This window comes from Sorangium sp. So ce119 (genome assembly GCF_051524405.1).
Lineage (GTDB): Bacteria > Myxococcota_A > Polyangia > Polyangiales > Polyangiaceae > Sorangium > Sorangium cellulosum_G.
Genome location: NZ_CP150310.1, coordinates 1,501,859 through 1,514,903, shown reverse-complemented (window position 1 = coordinate 1,514,903; position 13,045 = coordinate 1,501,859). Strand labels below are relative to the sequence as shown.

Below are 13,045 nucleotides of genomic sequence, written 5' to 3'. Positions count from 1 at the left end.
CGGAGCGAAGAACCGGGGCGTTTTCCGCCGGGCGGGTTGGGGGGCGCAGAGCTTACTCACGGAGCCCCCAAAGGGAAGCGAAACTTACCGCTTGCCTCGTGATCCAGCTCACACTGCCGCGACGTTCCTGCGCCTCCCCTGACAGCCTCGAGGCGACGCCGAGACCGCGCCGCGCCGCGGCAGAGGCCGCCCGGACATTGTCCGTCTGGGAGGACATTTCCTGACTCTCCATGGCGTCGCCGGACCCGGGACAAGGTCTCACATTGAGACCTCGGAGGTCATGGATGACAGACATCATCGCTCACGGTGAGCCGCGCGACGTCGAGCGCCTCATGGAACGTTACTGGTTTCTGCTGCGGGGCGGGGCGGCCGACGGCGGCGAGGACAGCGCGAGCGCGGCCGCGACGCAGGTGGTCCGTGACGGCGAGTTCGTCGTGGTGAGCATCGAGGCGACGGCGCTCGGGTGGCCCGAGGGGACGCTGCTCTTCCGGTTCAGGTCCGAGGCGGCGCCCTGCGTCGAGTGCGTCGACCGCGCGGCCGCGATCGCGCGCCACCGCACGAGCGGCATGCTCACCGCGAGCGACGTGCGCGAGATGCTCCGCTTCGCCGTGGCCCGCTGCGCGGCCTCGGGCATCGACGTGCCCCACGCCGGCGCGCCGCCCACGCGGCCGCCCGGCGAGCCGGCCAGCGCGGCGGCGCCCGCCTCGGGGACGCGCCGCGGGGCGCGGGACGCGAAGCGCTACGACGCCGAGCTCTGGCTCATCCTCTGACAGCGTCGCGCCCCGCACGAAGGCGCGACGGCGTCACGAGCCGACCACGTTGATGGTCGCCTTGATCATCGCCATCCAGCACTGAAGCACCATCTTCCCCTCCTTCTCCGGGGTGACGGCCACCTCGACCGGCGTGTTCAGCGGCAGGTCCTTCTCGATCTTCAGATCGGGAATCGCGATCGCCTTCAGACACTCGCTCTTCGTCGTCCGCGTGAAGCGGAGCACGACCGGCTCTCCCTTCTTCAGCTCGATCGTCGACGGGGAGAAGCCGCTGTCGTTGACGGCGATGTCCACCCGCTTGACGTTCGCCGGCGCGGCGAGCTCGACGGGCTCCGCCGCTGCCGCCGGCGTCCCCTCGGCGGGCTTGCTGCAAGAGACGGTGAAAGAGACGGTGAAAAAGACGCTGACGAGCGGCGACAGGGAGACGGCAAGCGCAGCGACGCGGAGCGGGCGACTCATGGTCGGCCCGTTCTTACCCACCGGAAAAGGGGCGTCAAGCTGCCCACCAGCGTCCGCCCCGGGCGAGAGAGGAGCCCGGAGGCGGTCAGGTGCACGAGCGCGCGCGATTCAGAAGTGGCGGCCCGAGAGGATCTGCAGGATCGACGAGAAGAGGTTGATGAAGTTGAGGTAGAGGTCGAGCGCGCCGCCGACCGGGTCCTCCTCGCCCGAGTGGAGGAGGCGCGAGGTGTTGTACAGGACGTACCCCCCGAACACGAGCACGGAGACGCTGGCGATCGCCAGTCCGAGGAGCGTGCTCCCGAGAACGACGTTGAGCAGCATGGCGCCGAGGACGACCATGGCGCCCATCACCAGCCCGCTGGCCAGGAACGACAGGTCCTCCTTCGTGAGCAGGACGCCCAGCGTGAGGCTGCCGAACGTGAGGACCGTCAGGATGAACGTGTCCCGCACCGGCGCCGACGACAGGGTGCCGCCGAGGCCCGCGGCGACCTGGGCCATGTAGAGCGCCGGCGCCGTGGTGACGCCGAGGATCGCCGCCATCCCGAAGAGCGCGAGGACGTTGACGCCGGGGACGCGGCGCACCGCGCGGGCGCCGAACATCACGCCGAACACGATCCCGATCGAGAGGATCGGGTGAGCCGCGAAGAGCTCGACCAGCGGCGGCATCGCGCCCCCCTCCTCCACGTCCGGCGCCCCGATGTAGAGCGCGCACATCGCGCCGATGGAGGAAAGGACCAGGCTCGCCGTGAAGAGCCCATACACCTTCTTGAGATAGTCGATCCGCAGGGCCGCTTTCGGGTTGGCCGGCGCGCTCGCCACGTACGAACTCGGCTGGCGTGAACTCATCTGCTGCGATCCTCCTCCGGGGCGACCCGCTGCGGCCGCGAGCTGGCGTCCGTAGTCGTGCATCATCCACCAGCGGCGCGCAACATCGCCGCGGCGCGGCGCGCGGGCGTCCTCCGCTCTCGAAAAGTCACGCTACCACGGGACCATGCCCGGCAGGGGTCGATGGCGTCGATGACGTCGACGGCGCCGCCGGCGTCGACGGCGCGCGTTCCACCCCGCGCCACCGGGATCGGCGGCCCGGCGCCGCTGGTTGTCGCGCGCGGCACGCTCGTGTACGAAGGACGGCGCCCTGTCACGAGGGCGCCGCGGCGGGCCAGGAGGGCCAGGGGTCATGAACGTTAGGACGATCGTCGTTGCTGATGTCGAGCCCGCGACGGCGCCGTTGCCGGAATTCCAGAGCGAGGCCGCGATACAGAGCCTGCTGGTCGCGCCGATCGAGGCCACCTACCGCCACCGCCTGCCGCTCGTGGGGCGCACCGACCTGCACCCGCTCGTCCAGGCCGCCTATACCGCCTTCACCCAGCGCTATCCCCTCGTCCTCTCGCCCGACGTGATCTGGTTCTGCCTGGCGCGCGGCTTCACGCTCCACCTCGCCGCGAGCGAGGAGCAGCGGCGCCGCTTCCTCCCCGAGGATCACGAGTTCGAGCTCGTCGTCGAGCGGCCCGACTTCACCCTGGGCGACGTGAACCCGTGGCCCGCATTGTTTCCGGATTTTTCCAGGCAGGTTTCGGCGCGTATCGGCAGGCTGCGAGAGCTCGTGACAGCCAATTTCTCCACCACCGGGCCGGTCGAGCGGGTCGCGTCGGAGCTCACCGTCACAACGCCGCTCGCGCCGCACCACGACTGGGAGCCGCCGTTCCCGGGCGACATGGTGTACCCGCGGCGCGGCATCCCGCGCATCTACCTGCTCGGCACGTCCGACGACTGGCGCTGGGTGCGCCAGCGCGCGGCGACCCTCGGCTCCTTCGGGCAGGATCGCTGGACGCGCGCGCTCCTGCCCGTGCTCGACCAGATCGCCGCGTCGGCGGAGGGGCGCGCCGATCCGAAGTTCTGGCGCGCCTTTTTCAGGTACGAGAACCCGGCCGATGAGCTCACCGGGTGGATCCACGTGCTGTTTCCCTACCTGCGCGCCTGGCCCAACGACTACTTCGCCCCGAACCCCTATATCGAGACGTGGCACGAGCGCTACCTGGCCGCGGAGGCCCGGAGCGACGCGCTCGGAGGGCTCGGAAACCCGCAGGGGCCCGGCCTCTCCGAGATCCCGCCCGGGCTGACGAGCGCCCAGCTCCGCTTCATCGACAGGGGCCGCCGCGAGCACCCGCTGGAGTTCATCAGCGGCCTGATCGGCGTCACGCAGGACCCGCACTCCCTCGCGCTCCTGCCGGAATTCGTGTGGGCCGTCGCGCACCGAGCGGCCGAGTCGGCCAGCCAGATCCCCGCCGAGGCCTCGTGAGGCGCGCGCTCCCGCGATCGCTCACGCCCGCGAGGCGAGCGAGACGCGCGGTTTTCTGCTTGGACGGCCACCTCTCGGTGACCTAGGATAGGGCGACAGCGACGGGGCGACGCCTTGCGTCGTTGTCCTCGCTCGATACGGAGGCACTGTGTCCGGAGGCAAGTTCGCGCTCCTCGAAGTACCGGATCTCAATGGTGGGGAACCGTCCTACCTGCGCCTCGGGGCCGCTGCGCCCCTCGGCGAGAACCCGGGTGACGACCTCGCCGAGCGGATTCAGACCTTCACCGACGACGACCGCAAGCGGGACGGCTCGCCGAATTTCGTGCCCGTGGGCGAGCGGAAGGCCGAGACCGCGAAGCTGCACACGAAGGGCGGCTGGCGCGATCACACCGACGGAAACCGCATCTCGACCACCAAGGGCGACAAGGTCGAGGTGATCGGGGGGAACTACCGCCTGCTCATCCTCGGCCGCGGGGAGCACCAGGCGGGCTGGGACGTGTCGGGAGGGCACGTCACCGAGGTCAGCGAGACCTTCGGCGGCGGCACCACCATCGAGTGGGTGCAGAACTACGGCGGGACGTGGAAGGTGGTCGAGACGACCATCAAGGGCGAGGTGCACACCCTCTACCACGGCGACGTCTACGACTATTACTACGGGAAGATCAAGGAGAGCCAGACAGGCACGGACACGTTCCCCACGCTGAATGTCACCGACGACTTCATCGATGACAAGAATCCGCCCTCGCCCCAGGCGATCCCGACGGAGAACCCCACGATCGTCGACAGGACGTGGGCCAAGAGCATCTCGTCCTATACCGGCTCGGAGAAGCTGCCGGTGCCCTCGATCTCGGACGAGACCTGGGCGGAAGTGATGGTGACGAAGACGAACGCCACCTCGATGACCGACGAGACGACGGTCAAGGGGGAGTCGAAGTCCACCATGAAGGCCGGGTCGATCACGTCCTCCACCAAGGTCGACGGGACGATGGAGGACACCACCGAGGCCGACATCATCAAGAGCTATACGAAGGCGACCAAGATCATCTCCGAGACCCGCGCCGACACCAAGGACGAGATGTACGGGGACGCGGACTCGTACACGAAGGGCGACAGCAAGACGGTCGTCGAAGGGATCGAGACGACGATCAACCTCGGCATGGTCAACGAGGTGGTCCTCGGGGCGATGGTCGAGACGACGCTCGGCGGGGAGGTGACCTGCACGGTCGGCGGCACGGTGGACGTGACCATCGGGGCCAAGGTGGATCTCAGCATGACCGCGAGCATCGACGTCTCCGTCGGCCCCACGATCAAGATCAGCCCGGCGGGCGTCGAGCTCCACGGGAGCAAGACGGAGATCGCGCTCGCGAGCAAGATCATCTCGGCGTTCAACCTCTTCGTGTGAGGGCGCGAGCAGCACGCTCCACGCGCCACCGGATACGGAGCTCCCATGGCCGGCGATGGCAAGTACGGTATCCTCCATGTGCCTGATTTCGGCGAAGGCATGTCGTCCTTCCTGCGCGTCGGCGCGGCCGAGGAGGACGACTACACCTGGCGCGACCACACCGACGGCAACCGGGTCACGACCACGCGGGGCGACAAGGTCGAGGTCATCGGGGGCACCTACAAGATGACCGTCCTCGGACGGCGCGAGTTCGAGAGCGGCTGGAAGGCGGAGGACGGGCAGATCAACGAGAAGAGCATCACCTTCCAGGGGTCGGGCGAGTTCGACTTCATCCAGGGCCCCCGCGGCGAGAAGCGCCTGCGCGAGAAGACCGTGAAGGGCGAGGTGCACACCACCTACCACGGCGATGCCTTCGAGTTCCATCACGGCAGCAAGCTGGAGAGCCGCACCGGACACGACAGCCCGCCGCGCGACCTGGACGAGATCACGGACCCCTGGGGGCTCCCTCCGTCGGGCGTCCTCGGCGAGAACCCCACGATCGTCGACAGGACGTGGGCCAAGAGCATCTCGTCCTATACCGGATCGGCGAAGCTGCCGGTGCCCTCGATCTCCAACGAGACCTGGGCGGACACGATGGTGTCGACGACCCACGCCACGTCGATGACCGACGAGACGACGGTCAAGGGGGAGTCGAAGTCCACCATGAAGGCCGGGTCGATCACGACCTCGACCAGGGTCGACGGGAAGATCGAGGACACCACCGAGGCCGACATCATCAAGAACAAGACGAAGGCGACCAAGATCATCTCCGAGACGCACGCCGACACCGAGAGCGATATGTACGGGGACGCGGACTCGTACACGAAGGGCGACAGCAAGACCGTGGTCGAAGGGATCGAGACGACGATCAACCTCGGCATGGTCAACGAGGTCGTCCTGGGGGCGATGGTCGAGGCGACGCTCGGCGGGGAGGTGACCTGCACGGTCGGCGGCACGGTCAGCGCCACGGTCGGCCTGAAGGCGTCCGTCACCGTCGCCGCGACGCTCGAGGCCAGCATCGGCCCCACGCTCTCGATGGCGCCGGAGAAGATGAAGATCACGCTGGACCGGAGCAAGGTCGTGCCCGTCCGCACGGACATCGCGGCATTCCACCTCATGGTGTGACGCGCACGCGCGGCGAACCCCACGGATGGCGAACAAGAACCTCACCCCGTTTCTCTTCGGCAGCAAGGTCACCTCGCGGAGGCCGCCCCAGCCGGAGATGACCCTGATCGTCCGGGCGAAATTCGTCCTCGAGCCCGGAGCGCCGCTCGCCTTGCCCGAGGGCCACCCGGTGCTCGCGCAGGAGACGCTGCGCGGCGACGTGTTCCACGACGACGATCACGACCAGACCGGCGAGTGCCTGTACCCGAGCGATCTCGTGGACTTCAAGCCGCACGCCGACGTGATGCTGCTGGGCACGTGCCACACGCCGGGCAAGGCGCGCATGACCGAGTGCCCGGTGCGGTTCGGCGTCGGGTCCTGGTCGAAGATCCTGCGCGTGGTCGGCGACCGCGTGTGGATGGATGGCCTGCTCGGGCCCGCCATGAGCGACGCGGTGCCGTTCGACCGGATGCCCCTCGGCGACCGGCGCAGCTTCGGCGGGCCCGGGCACCCGCTGAACCCGGTGGGCAGGGGCCACGGGACGCGCGAGCTCCCCAACGTCGAGGGCGCGGACGATCTGCTGCTGTCGCGCTCGGATCGGCCGGCGCCCGCGGGGTTCGGGCCCCTGTCGCCGAACCGGCCCGATCGGCGCGCGAGGGTCGGGAAGAACTACGGCAAGGCGTACCGCGAGAAGCGCGCGCCGTACTACGCCGACGACTTCGACTGGACGTTCTTCAACGCGGCCCGGCCCGACCAGTGGCTCCCGTACCTGCGCGGCGACGAGGATCTCCTGTTCCAGAACCTCCACCCCGACGCGGAGGTCTTCCGGTCGAAGCTGCCGGGCCTCCGGATCCGCGTGTTCGCGAACGACGCGGAGCGCGGGTTCCGGGAGGTGCCGATGCACCTCGACACGCTGCTCGCCGACCTCGACAAGGGGGCCCTGTTCCTCACGTGGCGCGGCCTCACGGAGGTGACCGACGACGACCTCTCGCGCGTCACCACGCTCGTCGCCTCCGAGCCGCTCGACGGGCCGGCGCTGCCCGAGGCGCACTACCGCGAGATCCTCGCGCGGTTCGAGGCCGATCCGCTCGAGATCGAGGAGCAGCTCACGCCGGAGCTCAAGGAGGAATGGCGGGCGCTGCAGGCGTTGCAGAAGAAGGGCGACGACGCGGCGCCGCCGGCCGGCGCGGAGGGGCTCGACCCGCTGTCGGCGCTGCTCAAGGCGCGGCTCGGCGACGTCGCGAAGCCGCAGCAGGACAGGATCCGTCGGGCGATGGCGGCGCTCGCGGGCGTCGCGGTGCCGGGGGGGAAGGTCCTCGGCGGCGTCATCGCCGAGGCGCTGCGCCACCTGCCGAAGGCGTCGCAGGCCCTGGCGCCGATGAGCGCCGAGGCGTCGCCCATGGTGACGGACGCGGCGCTCCGGACGGCCTTCCGCCGCGTCGCGCGGGCCGTGGAGGAGGCGAAGTCGCTCGCTGTCGCGCGCGGGGCGCAGGTCCCGGGGCTCGCGGCGTGGGACAAGCTCGCCGGGGATCCGAAGCTCGCGTCGCTGGGCCTCTCCACGGCCCCGCCGCGGCCGCCCGGGCAGATCGGGCCGGGGAGCGATCTCAGCGACCAGGACCTCAGCGAGCAGGACCTGAGCGGCCGCGACCTGACCGGCGCGAACCTCACCGGCGCCATCCTCACGGGCGCCAACCTCCGGGGCGCCAGGCTCACGCGCGCCATCCTGAAGCAGGCCGTGCTGTTCGACGCCGACGTGCGGGAGGCGGACTTCACGGACGCGGACCTGAGCCTCGCCACACTGCAAAGCGCGTGGGCAGAGCGCGCCGTCTTCCGCGGCGCCACGCTGGAGAGCACCTCGTTCGACGGCGCGCGGCTCATGGAGGCCGATCTCTCGAACACGCAGGGGTCGCAGCTCATCTTCTCGAGGGCGGACATGACGGGGGCCATCGCGCGCGGGGCGACGTGGACGGTGGCCTTCCTGGAGGGCACGGTGCTGGAGCGCGCGGACCTGTCGCAGGCCTCGCTCACGCGGTGCTTCGTGTCGAAGGTCAGGGCGACCTCCGCCACGTTCGCGGGCGCCACCCTCGACGGCACGAGCTTCGCCGGCTCCGACCTGACCCAGGCGGTGTTCGCGCGCGCGCGGGGCGAAGGGAGCGTGTGGCTGGGCGCGACCCTCACCGGCGCGGATCTCAGCCTCGCCGTGCTGACGGGCGCCCACTTCACGGAGGCCACGGCCGAGGGCGCGAGCTTCTTCGGGGCCAACATGCGGGGCGCCCGGTTCGACCGGGCCGACCTCACGCGCGCCGACTTCACGCGGGCGAACCTGTTCGACGCGGACCTGCTCAGGGCGCGGGTCCCGGAGGCGAAGTTCGTCGACGCGAACCTCTACGATGCAAAATTCTACGAGACCTCGGGATCCGGCTGTGATTTCCGGGGGGCGAACCTGAAGAAGTCGACCCTGGAGCGGGATCGATGACCCCGGACGAGCTGAAGGCGCTGGTCGAGGCGGGCGAGCCGCTCGACGGCAGGACGATCGGCGAGATGGACCTGCGGGGCGCCGGCCTCCGCAAGGCCCGGCTGCGCGGCGCGAAGCTCGGCCGGCTGCTGCTGGACGGCGCGGATCTGTCGGGCGCCGATCTCCGCGGCGCGGAGCTCGCCTGGTGCGCGCTCGGCGGCGCGGATCTTTCGGGCGCCGACCTGGAGGGGGCCGTCGTCGTCGAGAGCGATCTCTCGGGCGCGAACCTGTCCGGCGCGAACCTCGCTGGCGCCAGCCTGGTGCGGGGCCGGCTCGCCGGCGCGAACCTGACCGGCGCGCAGATCCAGGGGGCGAACCTCGCCGAGTCGCGGCTGGCCGGCGCGGAGCTCTCCGGGGCGGTCATCGCCGGCGCGCGGCTCGACCTCGCCGACATGTCGGGCGCGGCGCTCGACGGCGCGACCGTGTCGCAGAGCTCGTTCACGCGGGCGAACCTCGAGGGCGCGTCGCTCTCGGGGGCGCGGATCGAGGGCTCGTCGTTCGCCGAGGCGGACCTCCGGCGGGCCGATCTCTCGGGCGCCGAGCTCGACACGGTGGTGCTCCTGAAGGCCGATCTCCGCGACGCCGTGCTCCCGAAGAAGCTGAAGAAGACGGTGTTCGACGGCGCGCGGCTCGGCCGGCTCGACCTCTCCGGGGCGAACCTCGAGGGCGCGGCGCTGGAGGAGATGGACTTCGCGGGGGTGAGCTTCGAGAACGCGAACCTCACGCTGTCGTCGCTCCAGGGCGCGAACCTCCGGGGCGCGAGCTTCCGGGGGGCGACGCTCGACCAGACGACGCTCGCGAACTGCGATCTCACCGGCGCGGACTTCCGGGGCGCGACGCTGAAGTCGTGCATGCTGTACAGGGCGCGGCTGCCGGGCGCGGATCTGTCGGGCAAGGACCTCGAGATGGTGGTCTTCACCGAGGCCGATCTCTCCGGCGCCAACCTGTCCGGGTCGAGGATCGTGCGCTGCGTGCTGGAGGGGGCGAACCTGGCGGGCGCCGACCTGACGCGCGCGCTCGTCTCGCAGGCGACGCTCAGGTCCGCGCGCGTGGAGGGCATCCGCTTCGACAAGGCGATCTTCGATTGCGTGGACTTCTCCGGCGTGGACCTGACCCGCACGTCGCTCGCCGGACTGACCATCTCGCGGTGCTTCTTCGCGCTCGGGGACCTCTCGGGGATGGACCTGTCGGGGTGCAACCTGTCGAACTGCGACTTCACCGAGTGCAACCTGGAGCGGACGCGGCTCGACGGCGCCATCCTGACGAACTCGAACTTCAGGCGCGCGAACCTGCGGCAGGCCTCGCTGTCGGGCGCGATGGCGAAGACCGCCTTCTTCGGCGAGGCCGTGCTCGCCGGCGCCGGGCTGACGAAGGCGATGCTCCGCAACGCGCTCTTCATGAAGGCCGATCTCACCGGAACGAACCTCGCGGGGGCCGACATCCGGGAGACGGTGATGCACGAGATCCGCGCGGCCGGGGCGCTGTTCGTGGGCGTGAAGGCGCATTACGCCGATCTGTCTCACGCGGACATCTCGGGCGCCGACTTCAGCGGCGCGGACCTCACCTGGGCGAACCTGCACCACGTCCGCGACGAGAAGACACGATATCTCGACGCCAACCTCGCCACGGCGAGGCGCACGGACGTCGATCGGCTGGAGGCCGAGGCCTGGATGCCGCCCGAGCGGCGCTCGTAGAGGAGGAGCCATGTCGATGGGAGCCATGAAGGAGAGCGATCGCGGGGCCGCCGTGCGGGTGGACGCGCCGGGCGACGAGGATCTCGAGAGGCGAGCGCGCGGCGCGGACGTGCCCAGGATCGGCCTGGCGAGGGCCGAGGCGCCGGGCGGCGCGGGCCAGGCCGGCGACGTCGCCGCGCTGCCGGGGGAGTACCTGGGCCCGGCCCGCGTCACCGCGCTGGAAGCGGGCGCTGTCGCCGTGGAGCTGCCGGGCGGCCAGCCGGTCGCCGTCGCGATGGCGCTCGCGCTGCCGTACGAGCCTGCGCTCGGGGACACGCTGCTCGTGATCGGCCGCGGGGAGAGCTACTATGGAATCGGCGTGCTGCACGGGCGGGGGCGGACGGTCCTGTCGCTCCAGGGCGACGTGGCGGTGCACGCCAGGGAGGGCGCGCTCTCGCTGTCCGGAGACCGGGGGGTCGAGATCCGGGGGCCGGAGCTCGAGGTGCAGGCGGGCAAGATCCGGATGGTGGCCGACGCCGTGGTCCAGAAGTTCACGTCGGTGTACCAGCGGGTGAGCGCGCTCCTGAGCGTGCAGGCCAGCGAGTCGCACACGGTCGTGGAGAAGACCGCGTTCACGAAGGCGAAGAACGCCACGATCCTGACCGAGGAGACGGTCACGGTGAACGGCAAGCAGATCCTCTTGGGCTAGGAGGCCAGCGCGATGCTCCCTGCGAACAACAAGGGTGCCGGCCTGAGCGCCGGTTTTCCGGACGTGTGCCTGTCTCCTGTGTTCGGGCTGTTCCCCTTCCCGAACATGCACCCGAACGGGATGAATTTCCCTTTCTCGTTCAACGTGTGGTTCTCGATGATGGCCGCGCTGTTCGTGGCGTCGTTCTCGTTCCTGACGACGGGCGATCAGGCGGGCACGCTGCACCCGACGTTCATGGGGCAAGGGCGGTACATCTTCGGCAACGTGCGGGTCTTCATCAACTTCTTCGCCGCGGTATCGCTCCTCTGTCCGAGGGTCGGCAACAACTTCAACTGCTTCATCGGCATCCAGGTGCTGCCGAGCGTGACGAACGTCTTCATCATGTACAACGCGGGGAGCGCGGCCGGCGCCCGGCCCGTCGGCGCCCCGGCGCTGGCCGACGTCGACGCGCTGCTCGCGTCGCTCCACCCCTGCGGGAGCACGTCGCCCGTCGAGAGCGCCTTGCTCGCGCCGGGGGTCGGGTACATGCGCATCCAGAGGTTCTCGCTGGACGTGCCGGCCCGGGTCCACACGGCGCTGCGCGCGCTCGAGGCGGAAGGGCTGGAGACGCTCGTCCTGGATCTGCGCGGCAACCCCGGCGGGGAGCTCACCGCGTGCCTCGAGCTCGCGGGCGACTTCCTGGAGCCGGGGAGCGTGCTCGCGCGGGCGATCGACGCGGACGGCGACGAGACCGTGTACCGGTCGAGCCACCGGGATCCGTGCCGCGCGCCGCTGTGGGTCCTTGTGGATCGCGGCACGGCGTCGGCGGCGGAGCTGTTCGCCGGCTGCCTGCAGTGGCACGGGCGGGCGCTCGTCGCCGGGGAGCGCACCTACGGCAAGGGGATGGCGCTGAAGGTCACGGCGGATCCCGACGACGGACGCGCGGTGCTCGCAGGGGCGGCCATGGTGCTCCTGCCGGGCGGAGAGTCGATCCAGGCGACGGGGGTGCGGCCGGACGTCGCGCTGGGGGGGAGCGAGGAGATCGAGGCCGACGGGGAGCAGCCGTCGCTGGCGGCGTTCTTCGCCAGGAGAAGCGCGGAGCGCCACCGCGCCTCGGCAGGGGCGCCCGGATGAACGGTTGATGGCCGTCGCCGGAGACGGGCTACGCGACAGAGGCCTTCCGTCGACACCCTGGTTCCCCGGCGCGCGCGTCGCCCGCGAGCGCGCGGCATCCTGGCGATCCGAGCTCGCTCGCCGCGGGATCACGCATTCACCGACAGCGTGGGCGATTGTCGCACGCAGCGCGAAAGGCTCAACTGCGCTACGACTGCGGGATGTTCGGTCCCGGGCATCCTCAGTACCGTCCCCCGCCGCCGCATCACACTCCTCAGCAGCCGCCGCCTTACTACTACCCTCCGCCGCCGCCCCCTCCGCCGCGCCCGAAGCCGGGCGTGTCGCCGCTCGTGATCGTGCTCGCCGTCGTGGGCGGGATGTTCGCGCTCGGCGTGGGCGCCCTCGTCGTGCTCGGCGGCGTCGCGTACCTGATGGCGAGCGCGACGCCGGAGCACGCCGTCGTCGAGGCCGAGGAGAGCGAGCCTTCCGGCGTGAAGACGGCGAACGGCGCCTCGCCCGCGCCCCCGCCGCTGCAGACGAATACCCCGCTTCGCCCCGACCTGGAGGCCGACGAGGTGGCGGGCGCTGACCCGTCGAGCGGCGACCGCGCTGCGGGCGATGCCCTGTCGCCCGACAGCGACGACCGGACCGGCGAGGCGCCCGCCGCCGCGCCGGGCGGACGGCGGACCTCCCCGGGCGACGGCGCCGCGGCCGAAGGTTCCAGCAGCGGAAGCGCGACGGGCGGAGCGTCCTGGTGGTGCACGGCGAGCGCTTCCGTGCGCGTCTGCGGCTTCGCGGGCGCCTGCAACTACCAGATGGTGTTCGGCAACGGCGGAGGGAAAGACCGCTTCATGGCATCACAGCAAGCGAAGCGCTCGTGCGAGGCGAGCGCGCGCGCGAAGGGCGCCTCGGCCATCTGCGTCGTGCAGTGCAGCCCTCGCTGACGAGGACGACCCGCTGGCTCGACGGGCAAGAGAGCTCGG

At 70.7% G+C, this 13,045-nt stretch carries 11 protein-coding genes; 9 read left to right on the top strand and 2 right to left on the bottom strand.

The features are described from left to right. Positions 1 to 284: 284 nt before the first annotated feature. Positions 285 to 770: a hypothetical protein gene (locus WME76_RS06010; protein ID WP_437959235.1), complete on the top strand. Its 486-nt coding sequence runs from the start codon at positions 285 to 287 to the stop codon at positions 768 to 770. A gap of 33 nt (positions 771 to 803) precedes the next feature. On the opposite strand, the gene WME76_RS06005 is transcribed toward WME76_RS06010, so the two are convergent. Together WME76_RS06005 and WME76_RS06000 are read right to left on the bottom strand one after the other, a co-directional pair. Then, positions 804 to 1,229, bottom strand: coding sequence for a cupredoxin domain-containing protein (locus WME76_RS06005; RefSeq protein WP_437959234.1), 426 nt, complete (start codon positions 1,227 to 1,229; stop codon positions 804 to 806). A 108-nt stretch (positions 1,230 to 1,337) separates the two neighbouring features. Next, a complete protein-coding gene (locus WME76_RS06000; RefSeq protein ID WP_437959233.1) occupies positions 1,338 to 2,075 on the bottom strand; it encodes a Bax inhibitor-1/YccA family protein in 738 nt (245 codons plus the stop codon). A 331-nt stretch (positions 2,076 to 2,406) separates the two neighbouring features. Between WME76_RS06000 and WME76_RS05995 the strand changes: the two genes are divergently transcribed. From WME76_RS05995 to WME76_RS05960, 8 genes are all read left to right on the top strand, one after another. Next, positions 2,407 to 3,528: a DUF4419 domain-containing protein gene (locus WME76_RS05995; RefSeq protein ID WP_437959232.1), complete on the top strand. Its 1,122-nt coding sequence runs from the start codon at positions 2,407 to 2,409 to the stop codon at positions 3,526 to 3,528. A 148-nt stretch (positions 3,529 to 3,676) separates the two neighbouring features. Next, positions 3,677 to 4,930 (top strand): hypothetical protein, encoded by a 1,254-nt coding sequence (locus WME76_RS05990; RefSeq protein ID WP_437959231.1) that lies wholly within the window; start codon positions 3,677 to 3,679, stop codon positions 4,928 to 4,930. A gap of 45 nt (positions 4,931 to 4,975) precedes the next feature. Next, positions 4,976 to 6,094, top strand: a complete 1,119-nt coding sequence (locus WME76_RS05985; protein ID WP_437959230.1) for a hypothetical protein — start codon at positions 4,976 to 4,978, stop codon at positions 6,092 to 6,094. A 25-nt stretch (positions 6,095 to 6,119) separates the two neighbouring features. After that, a complete protein-coding gene (locus WME76_RS05980) occupies positions 6,120 to 8,549 on the top strand; it encodes a DUF2169 domain-containing protein (RefSeq protein ID WP_437959229.1) in 2,430 nt (809 codons plus the stop codon). Beyond that, positions 8,546 to 10,282, top strand: coding sequence for a pentapeptide repeat-containing protein (locus tag WME76_RS05975; protein WP_437959228.1), 1,737 nt, complete (start codon positions 8,546 to 8,548; stop codon positions 10,280 to 10,282). Before WME76_RS05980 ends, WME76_RS05975 begins: the two co-directional genes overlap by 4 nt. 10 nt (positions 10,283 to 10,292) lie before the next feature. Beyond that, positions 10,293 to 10,970: a DUF3540 domain-containing protein gene (locus WME76_RS05970; RefSeq protein WP_437959227.1), complete on the top strand. Its 678-nt coding sequence runs from the start codon at positions 10,293 to 10,295 to the stop codon at positions 10,968 to 10,970. A 12-nt stretch (positions 10,971 to 10,982) separates the two neighbouring features. Next, positions 10,983 to 12,083, top strand: a complete 1,101-nt coding sequence (locus WME76_RS05965; protein ID WP_437959226.1) for a S41 family peptidase — start codon at positions 10,983 to 10,985, stop codon at positions 12,081 to 12,083. A 200-nt stretch (positions 12,084 to 12,283) separates the two neighbouring features. Continuing rightward, positions 12,284 to 13,006 carry a hypothetical protein gene (locus WME76_RS05960; RefSeq protein ID WP_437959225.1) on the top strand — a complete coding sequence of 241 codons (723 nt, stop codon included), beginning with the start codon at positions 12,284 to 12,286 and terminating at the stop codon, positions 13,004 to 13,006. The last annotated feature ends 39 nt before the right edge of the window (positions 13,007 to 13,045 follow it).